General features: G+C 67.9%; 18 protein-coding genes and 1 pseudogene. 16 read left to right on the top strand and 3 right to left on the bottom strand.

The annotated features are described in order from the left end of the window. Nucleotides 1-144: 144 nt before the first annotated feature. Together mshA and IBJ82_RS17410 are read left to right on the top strand one after the other, a co-directional pair. A complete protein-coding gene (gene mshA / locus IBJ82_RS17415; RefSeq protein WP_194827210.1) occupies nt 145-1,503 on the top strand; it encodes a D-inositol-3-phosphate glycosyltransferase in 1,359 nt (452 codons plus the stop codon). Nucleotides 1,504-1,517: 14 nt separating this feature from the next. Beyond that, a complete protein-coding gene (locus IBJ82_RS17410; RefSeq protein ID WP_370585370.1) occupies nt 1,518-1,994 on the top strand; it encodes a YbjN domain-containing protein in 477 nt (158 codons plus the stop codon). A gap of 50 nt (nt 1,995-2,044) precedes the next feature. On the opposite strand, the gene IBJ82_RS17405 is transcribed toward IBJ82_RS17410, so the two are convergent. Further along, nucleotides 2,045-3,175: a lipase family protein gene (locus IBJ82_RS17405; RefSeq protein WP_228537354.1), complete on the bottom strand. Its 1,131-nt coding sequence runs from the start codon at nt 3,173-3,175 to the stop codon at nt 2,045-2,047. 232 nt (nt 3,176-3,407) lie between these two features. On the opposite strand from IBJ82_RS17405, the gene IBJ82_RS17400 reads away from it, so the two are divergent. The 7 genes from IBJ82_RS17400 to IBJ82_RS17370 all read left to right on the top strand — a co-directional run bounded on the left by IBJ82_RS17400 (nt 3,408) and on the right by IBJ82_RS17370 (nt 8,154). Further along, nucleotides 3,408-4,301: an ROK family protein gene (locus IBJ82_RS17400; RefSeq protein ID WP_194826899.1), complete on the top strand. Its 894-nt coding sequence runs from the start codon at nt 3,408-3,410 to the stop codon at nt 4,299-4,301. 86 nt (nt 4,302-4,387) lie between these two features. Next, nucleotides 4,388-4,564, top strand: coding sequence for a hypothetical protein (locus tag IBJ82_RS17395; RefSeq protein WP_228537169.1), 177 nt, complete (start codon nt 4,388-4,390; stop codon nt 4,562-4,564). Between the two features lie 27 nt (nt 4,565-4,591). Continuing rightward, nucleotides 4,592-5,329: a phosphoglyceromutase gene (locus IBJ82_RS17390; RefSeq protein ID WP_194826898.1), complete on the top strand. Its 738-nt coding sequence runs from the start codon at nt 4,592-4,594 to the stop codon at nt 5,327-5,329. Between the two features lie 98 nt (nt 5,330-5,427). Further along, nucleotides 5,428-5,775 carry a DoxX family protein gene (locus tag IBJ82_RS17385; protein WP_194826897.1) on the top strand — a complete coding sequence of 116 codons (348 nt, stop codon included), beginning with the start codon at nt 5,428-5,430 and terminating at the stop codon, nt 5,773-5,775. Between the two features lie 15 nt (nt 5,776-5,790). Further along, on the top strand, nt 5,791-6,099 hold the full coding sequence (locus IBJ82_RS17380) for a helix-turn-helix domain-containing protein (protein WP_194826896.1): 309 nt from the start codon (nt 5,791-5,793) through the stop codon (nt 6,097-6,099). 130 nt (nt 6,100-6,229) lie between these two features. Continuing rightward, nucleotides 6,230-7,468: a cell wall metabolism sensor histidine kinase WalK gene (locus tag IBJ82_RS17375; RefSeq protein ID WP_056816211.1), complete on the top strand. Its 1,239-nt coding sequence runs from the start codon at nt 6,230-6,232 to the stop codon at nt 7,466-7,468. Further along, nucleotides 7,465-8,154: a response regulator transcription factor gene (locus tag IBJ82_RS17370; RefSeq protein ID WP_056814516.1), complete on the top strand. Its 690-nt coding sequence runs from the start codon at nt 7,465-7,467 to the stop codon at nt 8,152-8,154. The genes IBJ82_RS17375 and IBJ82_RS17370 overlap by 4 nt, the downstream gene beginning before the upstream one ends. Before the next feature lie 190 nt (nt 8,155-8,344). Here IBJ82_RS17370 and IBJ82_RS17365 read toward each other — a convergent pair whose 3' ends face one another. Together IBJ82_RS17365 and IBJ82_RS17360 are read right to left on the bottom strand one after the other, a co-directional pair. After that, the gene (locus IBJ82_RS17365; protein WP_101465522.1) at nt 8,345-8,674 is read right to left on the bottom strand and encodes a hypothetical protein; all 330 of its coding nucleotides are present in this window, start codon (nt 8,672-8,674) and stop codon (nt 8,345-8,347) included. Between the two features lie 70 nt (nt 8,675-8,744). Continuing rightward, nucleotides 8,745-9,569 carry a hypothetical protein gene (locus IBJ82_RS17360; protein ID WP_194827209.1) on the bottom strand — a complete coding sequence of 275 codons (825 nt, stop codon included), beginning with the start codon at nt 9,567-9,569 and terminating at the stop codon, nt 8,745-8,747. A 119-nt stretch (nt 9,570-9,688) separates the two neighbouring features. On the opposite strand from IBJ82_RS17360, the gene IBJ82_RS17355 reads away from it, so the two are divergent. The 7 genes and pseudogenes from IBJ82_RS17355 (at nt 9,689) to IBJ82_RS17325 (ending at nt 16,383) form a co-directional block, all read left to right on the top strand. Continuing rightward, nucleotides 9,689-10,675 (top strand): Ppx/GppA phosphatase family protein, encoded by a 987-nt coding sequence (locus IBJ82_RS17355; protein ID WP_194826895.1) that lies wholly within the window; start codon nt 9,689-9,691, stop codon nt 10,673-10,675. Between the two features lie 1,853 nt (nt 10,676-12,528). Then, nucleotides 12,529-12,747 (top strand): annotated as a pseudogene (locus IBJ82_RS17350) (hypothetical protein); the annotation flags it as partial. Between the two features lie 16 nt (nt 12,748-12,763). Beyond that, complete coding sequence (locus tag IBJ82_RS17345) at nt 12,764-13,648, top strand: sugar phosphate isomerase/epimerase family protein (RefSeq protein WP_370585349.1); 885 nt, start codon at nt 12,764-12,766, stop codon at nt 13,646-13,648. Between the two features lie 305 nt (nt 13,649-13,953). Then, on the top strand, nt 13,954-14,820 hold the full coding sequence (locus tag IBJ82_RS17340; protein ID WP_194826894.1) for a thioesterase family protein: 867 nt from the start codon (nt 13,954-13,956) through the stop codon (nt 14,818-14,820). Between the two features lie 28 nt (nt 14,821-14,848). Next, a complete protein-coding gene (gene proC, locus IBJ82_RS17335; RefSeq protein WP_194826893.1) occupies nt 14,849-15,667 on the top strand; it encodes a pyrroline-5-carboxylate reductase in 819 nt (272 codons plus the stop codon). Between the two features lie 144 nt (nt 15,668-15,811). Continuing rightward, complete coding sequence (locus tag IBJ82_RS17330) at nt 15,812-16,093, top strand: helix-turn-helix domain-containing protein (RefSeq protein ID WP_228537168.1); 282 nt, start codon at nt 15,812-15,814, stop codon at nt 16,091-16,093. A gap of 188 nt (nt 16,094-16,281) precedes the next feature. Continuing rightward, complete coding sequence (locus tag IBJ82_RS17325; RefSeq protein WP_003402602.1) at nt 16,282-16,383, top strand: 30S ribosomal protein bS22; 102 nt, start codon at nt 16,282-16,284, stop codon at nt 16,381-16,383. The last annotated feature ends 133 nt before the right edge of the window (nt 16,384-16,516 follow it).

The raw sequence follows: 16,516 nt of genomic DNA, 5'->3' as shown, positions 1-16,516 counted from the left end.
TGTGCTGTCCGAAATCCGCTCGCGCTCCGGCGCCGGATCGGGCAGGCTCGACTGCGACGAGGCCGTGAACTGACTCACGAACGCGCTGTGACAGCCGTCACCGAACCCGGTAGGGGCAACGGTGGCGGCGTCGCGGCGTGCACACTGGAGGGTGTGAGCCAGCGTCGTCCCGAACTTTTGCCCCATCGCATCGCGGTGCTATCGGTGCATACCTCGCCGCTGGCGCAGCCCGGCACCGGGGACGCGGGCGGGATGAATGTCTACGTGCTGCAAACCGCGCTCGAGCTGGCAAAACGCGGCACCGAGGTGGAGATCTTCACCCGCGCGACCTCGTCGGAGCTGCCGCCGGTCGCCGAGGCCGGACCCGGCGTGATCGTGCGCAACGTCGTCGCGGGCCCGTTCGAGGGACTCGACAAGCACGAGCTGCCCACCCAGCTGTGTCCGTTCACCGCCGAGGTACTGCGCCAGGAAGCGCGCCACCTGCCCGGCCACTACGACCTCGTGCACTCGCACTACTGGCTCTCCGGCCAGGTCGGTTGGCTCGCGCGCGATCGCTGGCGGGTGCCGCTGGTCCACACCGCGCACACCCTCGCCGCGGTGAAGAACGCCGCGCTCGCCGAGGGCGATACCCCCGAACCCGAAACCAGGGTGATCGGCGAGAAGCAGGTGATCGCCGAGTCCGACCGGCTCGTCGCCAACACCGGTGACGAAGCCCATCAGCTCGTCGAGCTCTACGGCGCCTCGCCCGACCGCATCGACGTGGTGCCCCCCGGCGCCGACCTGACCCGCTACCGCCCCGGCGACAAGCTCGCCGCGCGCACCGAACTCGGTCTGCGCGCCGACGAGCAGATCGTCGCGTTCATCGGCCGGATCCAGCCGCTCAAGGCCCCCGATGTGCTCGTGCGGGCCGCGGCCGAGCTCCTGAGTCGCGATCCGAGCCGCAAGCTGCGTGTGCTGATCGTGGGCGGGCCGTCCGGTACCGGACTGGCCAAGCCGCACGCGCTGATCGAACTGGCCGCCGCTCTCGGCATCGCCGAACGGGTCACGTTCCTGCCGCCGCAGCCCGCCGACAAGCTCGTGCAGGTGTACCGCGCGGCCGACGTGGTCGCCGTGCCCAGCTACAACGAATCCTTCGGCCTGGTCGCCATCGAGGCACAGGCCAGCGGCACTCCGGTGCTCGCCGCCGATGTCGGCGGTCTCGGCACCGCGGTGCGCAACCACGAGTCCGGCCTGCTGGTGCCGGGGCATCGCACGCCCGACTGGGCCGACGCGCTGGCGGCCCTGCTCGACGATCCCGACCGGCTGACCCGCATGGGCGCGACCGCGGTCGAGCACGCGAGCCGGTTCTCCTGGGCGCACACCGCCGACGGGCTGCTCGACAGCTACGCTGCCGCGATGGCCGGATTCCGCGCCGAACGCGGACCGATCGCGCTGCACGCCGGCGAGACAAGTCAGGCCAGATCGCGGGCGCTGTGGCGGCGCCGGACGGGAGTGCGCAGGTGAGCGCCGTTTCACAGATCATCGACGACACGCTGCGCGATCGCGAGATCGAATACACCCGCCACGGTGACGACACGTTCATCGTCGTGCTGCCGGGTGAGCGCAAGCTGAAGACCACGGTGATGCTGACCGTCGGCAAGCACGGGGTTCGCATCGAATCGTTCGTCTGCCGCAAGCCCGACGAGAACTTCGAAGGCGTCTACAAATACCTGCTGCGGCGCAACCGCCGCCTCTACGGTGTGGCCTACACCCTCGACAATGTCGGCGACATCTACCTGGTCGGCCGCATGTCCGCCGAGTCGGTCACCGACGACGAACTCGACCGTATCTTCGGTCAGATCCTCGAAGCCGTCGACAACGACTTCAACATCCTGCTCGAGCTCGGGTTCGCCGAATCCATTCGCAAGGAATGGAAGTGGCGGGTCTCGCGGGGTGAGTCGCTGAAGAATCTGCGCGCCTTCGAGCACATCATCGACGACGCCGACAAGGTCTGAAAACAAACGATGCCGGACAGGAGAGTTCCTGTCCGGCATCGTTTCTCAGCTCAGCAGTTGGTCGGGACCGGTTCGTTGCGGAAACGGGCCTCGACGTAGTTCCAGGCATCAGGGAAGCCCGCCACGGCGGCGGTCATGTGCTCGGAGATCTCGACGGTGTTCAACTGCACCGGCGCACCCGCACCGCACCAGCGGGCGATGGTGTCGGCGACCGGCGCGTACGGGGTGAGGATGTCGTACTTGCCCTGCCAGATGTAGGTGGGTGCGGTCGGCGCGCCCTGGAAGTGCACGAGGCTGTTCTCGCGCAGGACGCCACGGGCGACCTGGCTGCCCAGCAGCTCCTTGGATGCCGCCATCTGGTCGGCATTGCGCAGGGCGCCGTGGAACAGCAGGAAGCGACGGCACGCGTCCTTGGTGAATTCACGGAACCACAGACCGTTTTCGTTGAGCTGGTCCGACACCGGCACCTGATCGGGGTACTCGCGCTCGATGCCCATGGCGGCGGCGAAGGCGAGGCCGAAGCCGGGGTGCGGCGCGAAACCCAGTGCGTCGGCCATCAACTCGAGGTCGGCGGGGATGCCACCGGACACCACGGCCGCGAGCTTCAGCTCCGGCGCGTAGGTGGGCTGCAGCGCACCTGCCCACGCGGTGGCCATGCCGCCACCGGAGTAGCCGGCGATCGCGACCGGCGAGGAACCGACACCCAGCTCGGCGACCTTCTGCACGGCCCGCACGCTGTCGAGAGTGATCATGCCGCTGAGCTTGGCCGCACCGTAGGCCACCGTCGGGCCGAGGTAATCGGGCACCGAGATCGCCCAGCCGCGCGCCAACGGCAGCATGGCGCCCGGCGCGTCCTGCAGCTCGCCGTTGAACAGCGACTGCGAGGGGTTGCAGCGGGTGCCGATGGAGTTGATCAGCGCCTGGTAGGACACCAGCGGCGGGTTCTTCACGCCGGTCGGCAGCAGCACCGTGGTGATGCCCATGATCGCGTCGCCCGCCGAGTTGGTGGAGCGGAAGGCGACCTGGTGACCATCGGTGCCCGGGTACATCCAGGTGTCGATGTGGCGGGTCCGCACGACGTCACCGGGTGCCAGCGCGCTGATGTCAGCCGGTGCGGTGAAGAACGGATCCGGATCCGGCGTCGGATAAAGCGGGTTCGCACCCGCAGGAGCAGCGAACAAGCCCACTGATAGCAGACTCAACACCAATATTGCGATTCTCGACACAGCTTTCCTTCATCAATAGTAGTGCTGCCCAACGAAACGACCCGACCCGTGCAGAAGTATCTAACGAAAACCGGTGCTCTGTACCGACCAGTAGTCAAAGTGTCGCGTGCCACACCTTGTGACGCTTCACATCAGTGATGGGCATAACCGGCGCTGGTCAGGCCCGATGCAGTAGGTAGGAGTGGTGATGGCGGTGCTAGCGCTCGATATCGGGGCGACGAAATTTGCCGCGGGACTTGTGGACCCGCACTACGGGCTGCACGGGGTGCGCCGGGTGGCCGCGGCCTCGGACGACCCGTGGGCGACATGTCGGCAGCTTCTGGTCGCTGTGGCAGATGACAACGAGGTGAGCGCGGTCGGGATCGGGTCGGCCGGACCGGTCGACGTGCCTGCCGGGGTGATCCGGCCGTTGAACCTCGCGGCGTGGCGGGACGGGTTCGCGATCGTCGAGCAGGTGCGGGCGCTGTTCCCGAACGCGGTGGTGCGGTTGGCGATCGACGGCGCGTGTCTGGTGCTGGCAGAGCATCGAGTCGGTGGGTTGCGTGGGGTGGACAACGGGTTGGCCCTGACGGTGTCGTCGGGGGTCGGTGGGGGGATCATCGCCGACGGGCGAGTCGTGGTGGGGCGCACGGGCAATGCCGGTCACCTCGGGCACATCGTGGTGCCCGGCGACGACACCGCTTGTCCCTGTGGGGGAGTCGGGTGTGTGGAGGCGGTGGCGAGCGGGATGTCGTCGGTGCGTTGGGCGCGTGCGCGTGGCTGGGCGGGCGGCAGCGGTGTGGAACTCGCCGAGGCCGCGGGTGGTGGTGACCCGATCGCGCTCGCCGCCATGGCTCGTGCGGGAACCGCCTTGGGGCAGGCGATTTCGTCGGCGGCCGCGCTGCTGGATGTGGATCGGGTGGTGATCAGCGGTGGGTTCGCGCATTCGGGGGAGCCGCTGTGGGGGCCGTTGCGGGCTGCCGTCGCCAGGCATTCGCGGCTCGAGTTCATCGAGGAGCTGTCGGTGGAACTGTCGACGTTGAGCGAGGGCGCCACGCTCGTCGGCGCGGGGGTGCTCGCGGTCGAGGCGGCCGCGAGCTGAGGCGGTGTGAGGGCTCTTCGGTCCGGCTGGCGATGCGCTCGGCGCGTTCGTTATGCCTGGTCGTCGGCGCGCGTAGCCTCGATGAGGTGGCTGCCGACTACGTGCCGGGCGATGTCGTCCATATTCCGGAGGGTCCGTTCCAAGGGGTGTGCGCCGTAGTGCGCGAAGTCGACTCGGTGGCGTCGCGATTACAGGTCGACGCGCTGGTCAAAGGCGGACCCTACGAGCTGAGCATCGGCTTCGACGAGGTGGAGTGGGCCTGACATCGTCGAAATGTCAGAATGACCCCTATGACCTACACCCTCGTGCTGCTGCGCCACGGCGAGAGCGAATGGAACGCCCTCAACCTGTTCACCGGCTGGGTGGACGTGCAACTCACCGACAAGGGCATCGCCGAGGGTAAACGGGCCGGAGAGCTGCTCAAAGAGGCAGGCATCCTGCCCGACGTCGTCTACACCTCGCTGCTGCGCCGCGCGATCAGCACCGCCGACAACGCCCTCGGCACCGCCGACCGGCTGTGGATCCCGGTCGTGCGCGACTGGCGCCTCAACGAGCGCCATTACGGCGACCTGCAGGGCAAGAACAAGGAGCAGGTCCGCGAGCAGTACGGCCAGGATCAGTTCATGCTGTGGCGTCGCAGCTACGACACCCCGCCGCCGCCGATCCAGCCCGACAACGCGTACAGCCAGGAAGGCGACCCGCGCTACGCGGGCATCGAGGTCCCCGAGACCGAGTGCCTGCTCGATGTGGTCAAGCGGATGGTCCCGTACTGGGAAGACACCATCTCCGCGGAACTGCGCACCGGCAAGACCGTGCTGGTCGCGGCGCACGGCAACTCGCTGCGCGCGCTGGTGAAGCACCTCGACGGCATTTCGGATGAGGACATCTCCGGCCTGAACATCCCCACCGGTATCCCGCTGGTCTACGAGCTGGACGAGAACATGCGCCCGGTGAAGGCCGCCGAGTACCTGGACCCGGCTGCCGCTGCCGCCGGTGCCGCCGCTGTCGCCAATCAGGGCGGCAAGTAACTCCTTCGTTGTGCCGTCCGGGCGATGTCACACTCGCGTCGGCTGTGTCGTCACCTCGGTAGATCCGCGAAACGCGCGGTTGCCGAAGGAGTTACGCCATGTTCACCGCCTACGTCATCGTCACCGTCGTCGCCGCACTGTGGGTGGGGTTCTCGGCGTTCTCACTGCTGCGCCGGGCACCGTTCGTGGTGGAGCCGCTGGTGGAATACGGCGTCCCGCAGACCTGGTGGACGCCGCTGGGAATCGCCAAGGCCCTCGGTGCGGCGGGGCTGCTGGTGGGGTTGTTCGTGCCGGTGATCGGGATACTCGCCGCGATCGGGCTGATCCTGTACTTCGCCGGTGCGGTGGTGACGGTGTTGCGGGCGCGCTCGTACAAGACGGTGGCGTTCCCGGTGCTGTACCTGGCGCCGGTCGCCGTGGCGCTGGGTCTCGGGATCGCGGCGTAGTCGAAGACTCGGTCGGTGGATCTGTTCGCTAATTCGTGGCTGCCGGTGGTGGTGTACCTGCTGCGCGATGGTCCGCAACGTCACAGCCAACTTCTCGTTGGCGCGGGTGGGATCAGTCAGAAGATGCTCACCCACACGTTGCGGCGGATGGAGCGGATGACGCTCGTACGCAGGCGGCGGTATGCCGAATCGCCGCCACGGGTCGAAGACGAACTCACCGAAGCGGGCCGTGATCTGCTCGTTCCGATATATGCGCTCGGCGCATGGGTCGAGCGGCACGGGCCCGCGGTGGCCACCGCGATATACGGCGAACCGCCGAACTGACACGCCCGGCGGAGCTTCAGGTGCCCGCCGGGTGAACGGCAAAAGAACGCCATACCAAGTGCCTGTGACCTGCGTGAAACTTCGCCGACCCGCCGACGTTATGTCGGTCCGCACTCGTACGATCAATCTTGTGAGTGTTCCGCAGGCAGTGCTGTTGGCAGTCCTCGCGGCTGTCGTCGGGCTGGCAGTCGGGGGCCTGCTGATCCCGTTCGTCAATGCCAGGCAAGCCGCCCGAACCCAGGAAGACACCGGGCTGACGATGTCGCAGGTGCTCGACCTGATCGTGCTCGCGTCCGAGTCCGGCATCGCCGTGGTCGACGAATACCGCGATGTGGTGCTCGTGAATCCGCGCGCCGAGGAACTCGGGTTGGTCCGCAACCGGTTGCTCGACGAACGCGCGTGGGCGGCCGTGGAGAAGGTGCTGGCGACCGGTGAGTCCGCCGAGTACGACCTCACCGCCAAGAACCCGCTACCCGGTCGTGGCCGGATCGCCGTGCGTGGCGTGGCCCGCAAGCTCTCCCGCGAGGAAACCAGCTTCGTCGTGTTGTTCGCCGACGACGATTCCGAGCAGGCCCGCATGGAGGCCACCCGGCGCGATTTCGTCGCCAACGTGAGCCATGAACTCAAGACCCCCGTCGGCGCGATGAGCCTGCTGGCCGAGGCCATGCTGGAATCGGCCGACGATCCCGAAGCCGTGCGCCACTTCGGTTCCCGTGTGCTCGGGGAATCGCGACGCCTCGGCAAGATGGTGACCGAGCTGATCGCGCTGTCGCGCTTGCAGGGCGCCGAGAAACTGCCCGATCTGGCCGTGGTCGACGTCGACACGGTGGTGCAGCAGGCGGTCGACCGCTCGCGCACCGCCGCCGAGGCCGCGGGCATCACCGTCAGCACCGACCGGCCGAGTGGGCTGGAAGTGCTCGGCGACGAAACGTTGCTGGTTACCGCGCTGTCGAATCTGGTGGAGAACGCGATCGCGTATTCGCCACAGGGTTCGCATGTGTCGGTGAGCCGGTCGCTACGCGGCGATCATGTCGCGATGGCGGTCACCGATCGCGGCATCGGGATCGCCAAGGAAGATCAGGAACGGGTGTTCGAGCGGTTCTTCCGTTCCGACAAGGCCCGTTCCCGATCGACCGGCGGCACCGGGCTCGGCCTGGCCATCGTGAAACACGTGGCGGCCAATCACAACGGTGAAATCACCCTGTGGAGCAAACTGGGCACCGGCTCGACGTTCACGCTGCGCATCCCCGCCCATCTGGAAACCGATGGTGACGAGGACGCGGAACAGACGCCGGAGTCCACCACGAGAGAAACCACCGTCCCGCGCACTCTCGCGGGACGAACGAACGGTGTGGAGGCACGCAGATGACGAGTGTGTTGATCGTCGAAGACGAGGATTCGCTGGCCGAGCCGCTGGCGTTCCTGCTTCGCAAGGAAGGCTTCGACGTCACCGTCGTCGGCGACGGCCCGTCCGCGCTGGCCGAATTCGACCGCTCCGGCGCCGATATCGTGCTGCTCGACCTGATGCTGCCCGGCATGAGCGGCACCGACGTGTGCAAGCAGCTGCGCACGCGCAGCGGCGTGCCGGTGATCATGGTGACCGCGCGTGACAGCGAGATCGACAAGGTCGTCGGGCTGGAACTGGGCGCCGACGACTACGTCACCAAGCCGTACTCGGCGCGCGAGCTGATCGCGCGGATCCGGGCCGTGCTGCGCCGCGGCGCCGGTGACGAGCTGGACTCGGGCAGCGAGAACGGCGTGCTCGAGGCGGGACCGGTGCGGATGGATGTGGACCGGCACACCGTGCACGTCAACGGTGGTCAGGTCACCTTGCCGCTCAAGGAGTTCGACCTGCTCGAGTACCTGCTGCGCAACTCCGGTCGCGTGCTCACCCGCGGCCAGCTGATCGACCGGGTGTGGGGCGCCGATTACGTGGGCGACACCAAGACCCTCGACGTGCACGTCAAGCGACTGCGCTCGAAGATCGAAGCCGACCCGGCCAAGCCGGAACACCTCGTCACCGTACGAGGCCTCGGCTACAAGCTCGAAGCCTGACACCACCCACCACAACGAGAAGATCCCGCCGGCGCACCGGCGGGATCTTTTCGTTCATAAACAGAATGGCTGATCTAGCAAGAACATGGGTAACTCACCGGGCACGAGCCAACTCAGCTAACGACGTTGCAGCCGGCCGCGTGCCCGACTCTCCCGCGCCTGGATCTGGCCAAGAGTCGCGGAGAGGCGGTCAGAGCACGCTCCATGCGGTGCCGAGGGGGGTTTCGATCTTCTTCAGGGAGACCACTTCCACGCCGTCGAACTGCTTGCAGTCGTAGATCGGCACGTCGGCGCCGTTGCCGCGGCAGCCGATGGGGGAGGAGGTGCCCACCGTGGAGATGATGATGTATTTGCCGTTCTTGGCGGCGTCGATCGCCGCCGGGTCGTTGTAGTTCACGAAATCGGCCGTGAAGTCCGCGTACGCGGCCGGATCACCGTTCGGTTCGGCATTGGCCAGGCCGGTCATGGAGAGGGTCGCGCCGATCGCGAGGGTCGCTGCGTAGATCGCTTTCTTGGACATGGACAGCTATCCAACCCGAGTTCGGTGACAGATGCACGACCTACAGATGAACCGAATGGTTACGAGGTTTTCACTCCGAGTGATTCGATCCGTGAGATTCGGGGTTCATCCGCTCGGCTTCGACCGTGGCCGGATGTACCGCGACCAGCCCGAGACCCTCGCGTCGGCGGCAGTGCCGGGAGAGTTCGTCGTAGGCGGGCGCACCGAGCAACTCACGCAGCTCCGGGCCGTAGGACTGCCAAACCGGCTTCGCGCCGACGTGGGCATCGGGGGAGCCGGTGCAGTACCAATCCAGATCCAGGCCGCCGGGACCCCAGCCGCGCCGGTCGTATTCGGTGACCACGGTGCGCAGGATCTGCACGCCATCGGGGCGTTCCACCCAATCCTGGGTCCGCCGGATCGGCAGCTGCCAGCACACGTCCGGCTTCACTTCCAGGGGTTCGATGCCCTTGCGCACCGCCATGATGTGCAGCGCGCAACCGGGGCCCGCGGCGAAACCTGGGCGGTTGAGGAAGATGCAGGCGCCGTCGAAGCGGCGGGTGCGCAAGGCCGGTTCGTCCTCGAGTTCGTCGAGTTCGAGGTAACCCTTCTTGACGACTTTGCCGTGCTCGGTGGCCTCGCCCATCAGCTGCCAGTCCTCGGGTGTGAGCATCTTCACAGCACCGTTGAGGCGCTTGCGGTCGTCCTTGTCGGCAAGGAACGCGCCGTGCGAGCAGCAGCCGTCGTCGGGCCGTTCGGCGATGATGCCCTGGCAGGCGGGCGTGCCGAACACGCACGTCCAGCGCGACAGCAGCCACGTCAGATCGGCGACGATCTGGTGCTCGTCGTTTGCTGGGTCGGTGAACTCGATCCACTCCCGTGGGAAATCGAGCTCGACTTCCGGGGCCGGATCGATCTTTCGCCCAGGTCGTAGCCCGGTCTCCGCGGTGCCAGATGCGCCTTCGGTCACAGCTGCTGACGCTAACAGTTCAGTCGCCTGGCCTGTGGTACCGGATCACCAAGTACCGTATTCGTGTGCGGCTTGGTGTTCTCGATGTCGGAAGCAATACCGTCCACCTGCTCGTGGTGGACGCCCATCGTGGTGGCCACCCGATGCCGATGAGCTCGTCGAAGTCGGCGTTGCGCCTGTCGGAGAGCATGGACTCGATGGGCCGGATCACCGAAGAGGGTGAGGCCCGACTGGTCGCGACCATCCTCGAATTCGCCGATCTGGCACGCAATTCCAAGTGCGTCGAGCTGATGCCGTTCGCCACCTCCGCCCTGCGTGAGGCGACCAATTCCGAGGAAGTGCTCGCTCGCGTGCGATCCATGACCGGGGTCGAACTGCAGGTGCTCACCGGCCAGGACGAGGCCCGTCTGACGTTCCTTGCGGTGCGCCGCTGGTTCGGCTGGAGCGCGGGACGGATCATCAATCTCGACATCGGCGGCGGCTCGCTCGAGCTGTCCAACGGCGGCGACGAAGAGCCCGATGTGGCGCTGTCGCTACAACTCGGCGCGGGCAGGCTCACCAGGGACTGGCTGCGCGACGACCCGCCGGGCAAGCGCAAGATCGCGGTCCTGCGGGACTGGCTCGACGCCGAACTGGTGGTCCCGTCCAAGACCCTTGTCGGGGCAGGCAAGCCCGACCTGGCTGTCGGTACCTCGAAGACATTCCGTTCGCTGGCCCGGCTGACCGGCGCGGCACCCTCGGCCGCCGGCCCCAGGGTGCGACGTACACTGACCAGCTCCGGTCTGCGCCAGCTGATCGCGTTCATCTCTCGGATGACCGCCTCGGACCGCGCGGAACTGGAGGGTGTGAGTTCGGACCGGTCCCAGCAATTGGTGGCCGGAGCATTGGTCGCGGAGGCGAGTATGCGGGCGTTATCGCTCGACAGCATCGAAATCTGCCCATGGGCGCTGCGCGAAGGCCTTATCTTGCGCAAACTGGACTCCGAGCCCAACGGAGGTGGACCGGCCGCGGTGCCGCCGGTCACGCCGGTCGCGGAAGTGGAGTCGGCATGAGCAGTGAGGATTCGAAGCAGCTATCGGTCGCCGAGCTGCTGGCTCGCAATGCCGCGCAGGGGGCCGCGCCCGCTGCTTCCGGCGGCGGCGGTGGACGACGGCGACGCAGTGGTCGCGGGCTCTCGGTCAATGATCTGACCGGCGAGAACGCGGCGGTGAAGCCGAATTCGCACGCCGCGCCCGCCCCGCCCGCGCCGGAACCCCCGCCCGCCTATGTGCCCGCGCCGACCTACGCGCCCGAACCCGCGCCGACGTACGAGCCGCCCGCGAGTTATCAGCCCGCGCCCTACCCGCCGCCCGGCCCGGCCGAACCGGCCTTCTCGCCGATGTCGGGCCCGATCGCCCGATTCGACCCCGACGCGGGGTACTCCGCGCCCGATCCACTCGGTCTCGGCGAACAGCGACCGTCGTCGGATCCGTTCGGTCCGTTCCGCGCCGAAGCCCGCGACACGGGCTCCCGGGCGGGCCGTGGTCCGGGTCGGCTCGGCGTGCCGGGCGTGCCCTCGCAGCCGGTCGATCCCGGTATCGCCGAGATGTTCGGCTCCGGTGCGCTGCCCGCGGTCGGTGGAGGCAGACGGCATCGGCCGGACGAGTCCGATGCCGCCCCGTATCCCGAGCCGCCGAAGCCGCCCCCCGTGACCGGTGGGCGGGCGGCGCGCAGGCGGGCCGCCGAAGCCGCGGAGGAGGCCAACGAGCCGAGCCCGGCCCCTGGCCGCCCGTCGTTCGACGCGCCGCTGTATGAGGCGGGCATCGACGCGCCGCAGGCATTCATGGGTCGTCCGGGGCAGTCCCGCGGATTGGACGATCTCGCCGATCTCGGCCCGGGTTTCGACAGCCGCCCCGGATCGGGTTTCGACGAGCGTCGGGGCGCCGGTTCCTTCGACAGCCGCCCCGCGTCGGGATTCAACGGCCGACCGGGCGAGTCGTTCGACGGCCGACCCGCGTCGGGGTTCAACGGTCGACCGGGCGAGGCTTTCGATCCGCAGCCGGGCGCCAACGGTCGGCCGGGCCCTGAGCCCGCCCGAGGTTTCAACGGGCCGGGCCGCAATGGGCCGCCCGAGCCGACGCCAGGTTTCAACGGACAGCCCCCGGTACCGGGATTCAACGGGTATCCGCCGCCGCCGAGTGCCGAGGCCACGCAGGTCTACAACCTGGCACCGGGCGTCGAGGCCCCACCGGCACGCGGTGCGGATCAGCGCCCGTCGCTGGATCGCAGGCGGGGGGAGCCGAAGTCCGGTGGGCTGCCGTCGTGGTCGGCGCGCAGGCATCGCCCGGACAAGGCGGCGCCCGCTCCGGAGAGCGGTGGTTTCCCGACGGCCGCGTGGTCGCCGGTCAGCCAGGAGCAGCCGCTGGTGTCCGGGCAGTCGGTGGCCGGTGACCTGCTGCGGCAGCGGGCCGATCGTGGCGACGCCGACGCGCACACCGAGATCGTGTATCGCGGCGGCGCGGACCAGGCCGACGACGAGGACACCGACGACTACGCCGAGTCCGATTACGTCGATCGCGATTACGTCGACAACGACTACTCCGAGTCCGATTACGACGACGCGGGTTTCGACGATGACGACGACTACGACGACGACTACGAACCGAAGCCGACCAGGGCGAGCAGGCGCGCCGCGACCAAAGCGGCCGCGGCGAAGGTGGCAGACCGGGCCAGGTCGAAGGTGGCGGGCCGAGCCAAGTCGAAGACCACGGGCCGCGCCGACTCGCGGACCGCGAGCCGGACGGCAGGCAATCGCGCCGGCGGTGCGGTAACCAGCCGAGCCGCCCGCGTTTCGGCTATGGCGCGCGGCAACGGCGACAACGCCAACCGTCGCCAGTGGATGATCCTCGGCGCGCAGAGCGCGGGCGCGGCGGTCGCCGGAATGTTGCTGTTCAAGGGTTTCGAGACGATGTGGGAAACGCTGCCGTGGGTGGCGCTGGCCCTGGCGATGGTGGTGATCCTCGGTCTCGTGGCGCTGGTTCGCGTGCTGCGCCGCACCGATGACATCTTCAGCACGGTGATCGCGGTCGTCGTCGGCGTCTTCGTGACGCTGGGACCGCTAGCCTTTCTCCTCAGTACCAGCTGAATACAGGGAGTGGGCTGTGGGGAACGCACGAGCGGACATCGCGATCGGCCTGTCGACGGCCTCGGTATATCCGGAGAACACGCAGGCGGCGTTTCGTTATGCCGCCGAATTGGGTTACGACGGTGTGGAATTGATGGTGTGGGCCGAGCCGGCCAGCCAGGACATCGCCACCGTGCAGTCCTACGCCAAGCGCTACGGCGTCCCGGTGCTCGCCGTGCACGCGCCGTGTCTGCTGATATCCCAGCGGGTGTGGGGCGCCGATCCGGTAGCCAAATTGGAACGCAGCGTGCGCACCGCCGAGGCCCTCGGCGCCGACACCGTGGTGGTGCACCCGCCGTTTCGCTGGCAGCGTCGCTACGCCAGGGGATTCGCCGATCAGGTCGGTGAGCTCGAGGCGCATCACCCGGTCAAGGTCGCGGTGGAGAACATGTTCCCCATGCGGGCCGACACCCTGTTCCGTGACGGCGCGGTGCGCAGGCTGGAACGGCGCGCGGGCCCCGGACGTGCGGTGAGCGCGTTCAGCCCCTCCTACGATCCGACCGACACCGGCTTCGACCACTACACCCTCGACCTCTCGCACACCGCGACCGCGGGCACCGACGCGCTCGAACTGGCGCGCCGGATGGGCGATGGCCTGATCCACCTGCACCTGGCAGACGGGCGCGGCGCCGCGCACGACGAACACCTGGTGCCCGGCGACGGCACCCAGCCGTGCGCGCAACTGTGTGAACACCTGATACACACCGGTTTCCGTGGCCACGCGGTCGCCGAGATCAACACCCAGAACGCGCGAACCACCGCCGAACGCTCCGTGCAACTGGCGCGCACTCTCGAATTCGCACGCCGTCACCTCACCGGCGCGACCCCCGACCCGAAATCGCACCACGCCGACCTGCCGTGACCGGCACAGGCGTATTCCGCGGATGCGGAAACCCTGGATGTCTCTACCCAAAGGGGCCCGCCCCGATCTGGACTGACCGAAGGGTGCGACGAAGGAGTACCCGTAGGGAGGGAAGATCGGGGCCTCAGGGGCCCCGCTCGAGCGCGCCAGCGCTCCAAAAACACAGCCCTCGACGACCCGGACCAGGTAACCCTGATGTGTCACCACCTGCTCACATCCCGCCCCGGGGCCCAGCGCGGAATACTTCGAACCCCACCAACCTTGTACGCTGTACGAATCGCTGTGCCCCCCGACCAGGAGTGACGATGACGCGAGAACTCGCGACCGACGCGCCGTTCAGCCAGGTTCTCGACCTGACCGAGCTCACCACCACCGATGCCGAGACCGGCCGCTACGCCGGCGTCATCGCACCCACCTGGACCATCGGCCCCAAGGTGCACGGCGGCACCATGGTCGCGGCCACCGCCGCCGCGGCGACCCGCCGGCTCACCGAGGCCGACGAATCGCTCGCCCAGATGGCGCCCATCGCGGCCAGCACCGACTTCCTCGGCGCCCCCGATCCCGGCGAGGTCGAGTACGCGGTGCACATCCGGAAGAAGGGCCGCCAGATCTGCCTGGCCGACGTCGACCTGATCCAGAACGGCCGCACCCTCGTCCGAACCGCGTTCACCTTCGGCCACCTCGACTCCGCGCAGACTCGCTGGACCGGTCCCGACACCGACATGCCCGCCGAGCCGGGCGATCAGGCCTTCCAGTACACCCCCGATTCGCCGATGGGCAAGATCGTGCACGTCAGCCAGGGCGCTCACATGGTGATCGATCCGACCTGGGGCGAATTCCTGCGCGGCGAGACCGGCCCGCCCCGGTTGCGGCTGTGGATCCGCCCGTTCGACGGCGACGAAGCCGATCCGCGGGCACGCGCCGCCTTCGCGATGATGGCCGCCGACATCAGCCCGCCCGTCCCGATGAACCTGGGCCACTTCGGCTGGTCGCCGACCGTCCAGATGACCACCTATCTGCGCCGCGTCCCCGCGCGCGGTTGGCTGCGCGTCGTCGCGACCGCCCGCGAGGTCGGTGAGCGGATGTTCGACGAGGACCACCTGGTCATCGACTCCACCGGTGCCGTTGTCGCCCAGAGTCGCCAGCTGGCCCTGATCCCGGCGGCACGCTGAGGTCACCGGGCCAACTAACCTTGTTCTCATGACGAGAATTGCGGTGGTCGGTGGCGGTCGGATCGGTGAGGCGCTGGTGGCCGGATTGTTGGAATCCGGCAGGGCGATCAAGGATCTGGTCGTTGTCGAGCCGGTCGCCGCGCGGGCCGCGCAGCTGGCCGAGCGGTTCAAGGTGCGGGTGAGCGGGTCGGTCGCCGACGCCGTCGAGGGCGCCGACATCGTGGTCATCGCGGTGAAGCCCGGCGTGGTCGACTCGGTGCTCACCGACCTGTCCAAGGCCGATCTCGAAAACGGTCGCGATCAGGTGCTCGTCTCGCTGGCCGCCGGTGTCTCCACCGCCCGGCTCGAGTCGAAACTGCCAGCCGGTTTCCCGGTGGTGCGGGTGATGTCGAACACCCCGATGCTGGTCGGGCAGGGGATGAGTGTGCAATCGCCCGGTCGCTACGCCAAGCCCGAGCAGCTCGAGCAGGTCGGCGAGATGCTCGAAGCCGTCGGCAAAGTGGTGACGGTGCCCGAGGCGCAGATGGACGCGGTCACCGCGGTATCCGGTTCGGGACCGGCGTATTTCTTCCTTGTCGTCGAGGCGATGATCGACGCCGGTGTCGGCCTCGGCCTCACCCGCGAGGTGGCCGGCGAACTGGTCGTGCAGACCATGATCGGTGCGGCGGCCCTGCTGGAGGAAACCGGGCAGAGCGCGGCCGAACTGCGAGCCGCGGTCACCTCACCCGGTGGCACCACCGCCGCGGCGCTGCGCGAGCTGGAGCGTGGTGCGCTGCGCTCGACCTTCACCGAAGCGCTACACGCGGCCAAGCGGCGGTCGGCGGAACAGGGCGCAACGAACGAGTGACGATCGGGTACCCGGTTCGAGAACCGATTTCTCACACCCGTCGCAGTAATCCCACTGGTCCCGCTAAGCTCGTAGAAGCACGTGCGTGTCTGTTCCGCTGGTGGGGAAGCCGGCGGCGCGGGCGTGCCGGAGGTCAATGGTGCCATGATGTCTGCGAACAGAATGTCAAGTAATCCATCGGCGTCGGGCGGTGGTTCGGGTTCGCCCGCTCCGCGGGTCGGCGCCACCCCGCAAACGGTGATCGGCGGTGGCACTCAGTTTCTCACCGTCGCCGAAGTCGCCGATCTCATGCGGGTGTCGAAAATGACGGTGTACCGGCTCGTGCACTCGGGTGAACTGCCCGCGGTGCGTGTCGGACGCTCGTTCCGAGTGCACGCGAAGGCGGTGCACGACTACCTGGAGACGTCGTACTTCGACGCCGGATGACGTAGTTCGGCCAGGTACAAGGGCGGTTTCGTTACTGCTCGGGTGCCCCGGTAGCATGGACAACTGGTTCGTGTCCGCCTGCCGGTGGCACCGTTCGTGGTGTCCGGTTGCCCCGGCGGCGCGGACGCCAAACGACGCACGTGAACACCGCGTGTGTATGCCGAGTAGAGAGAACGCGAGGAAACCCTATGGGTTCTGTGATCAAGAAGCGCCGCAAGCGTATGTCGAAGAAGAAGCACCGCAAGCTGCTTCGCCGCACGCGTGTTCAGCGGCGCAAACTCGGCAAGTAAGCCTGCGTGCTGCGATGAGCCCGTCACCCTTCGAAGGTGGCGGGCTCTCGCTGTGAAAAGCCCGGGTTTGTGAATCTCGCTATGCGAGGACGGGTCGTCCTCGTTAAATGCTTGTAGATCGTGACGGTGAGTG

The organism is Nocardia sp. XZ_19_231, from assembly GCF_015355705.1.
Classification (GTDB): domain Bacteria; phylum Actinomycetota; class Actinomycetes; order Mycobacteriales; family Mycobacteriaceae; genus Nocardia; species Nocardia salmonicida.
The sequence above is the reverse complement of the archived record's forward strand: the minus strand, read 5'-3'. Positions and strand labels throughout refer to the sequence as shown.

Excerpts from the sequence above, each read along its gene's own strand:
- IBJ82_RS17390 (WP_194826898.1), top strand. The coding sequence starts at position 4,592 with ATGACCTACACCCTCGTGCTGCTGCGCCACGGCGAGAGCGAATGGAAC.
- IBJ82_RS17385 (WP_194826897.1), top strand. The coding sequence starts at position 5,428 with ATGTTCACCGCCTACGTCATCGTCACCGTCGTCGCCGCACTGTGGGTG.
- proC (WP_194826893.1), top strand. The coding sequence starts at position 14,849 with ATGACGAGAATTGCGGTGGTCGGTGGCGGTCGGATCGGTGAGGCGCTG.
- IBJ82_RS17400 (WP_194826899.1), top strand. The coding sequence starts at position 3,408 with ATGGCGGTGCTAGCGCTCGATATCGGGGCGACGAAATTTGCCGCGGGA.
- IBJ82_RS17370 (WP_056814516.1), top strand. The coding sequence starts at position 7,465 with ATGACGAGTGTGTTGATCGTCGAAGACGAGGATTCGCTGGCCGAGCCG.
- IBJ82_RS17325 (WP_003402602.1), top strand. The coding sequence starts at position 16,282 with ATGGGTTCTGTGATCAAGAAGCGCCGCAAGCGTATGTCGAAGAAGAAG.
- IBJ82_RS17330 (WP_228537168.1), top strand. The coding sequence starts at position 15,812 with ATGATGTCTGCGAACAGAATGTCAAGTAATCCATCGGCGTCGGGCGGT.
- IBJ82_RS17365 (WP_101465522.1), bottom strand. The coding sequence starts at position 8,674 with ATGTCCAAGAAAGCGATCTACGCAGCGACCCTCGCGATCGGCGCGACC.
- IBJ82_RS17340 (WP_194826894.1), top strand. The coding sequence starts at position 13,954 with ATGACGCGAGAACTCGCGACCGACGCGCCGTTCAGCCAGGTTCTCGAC.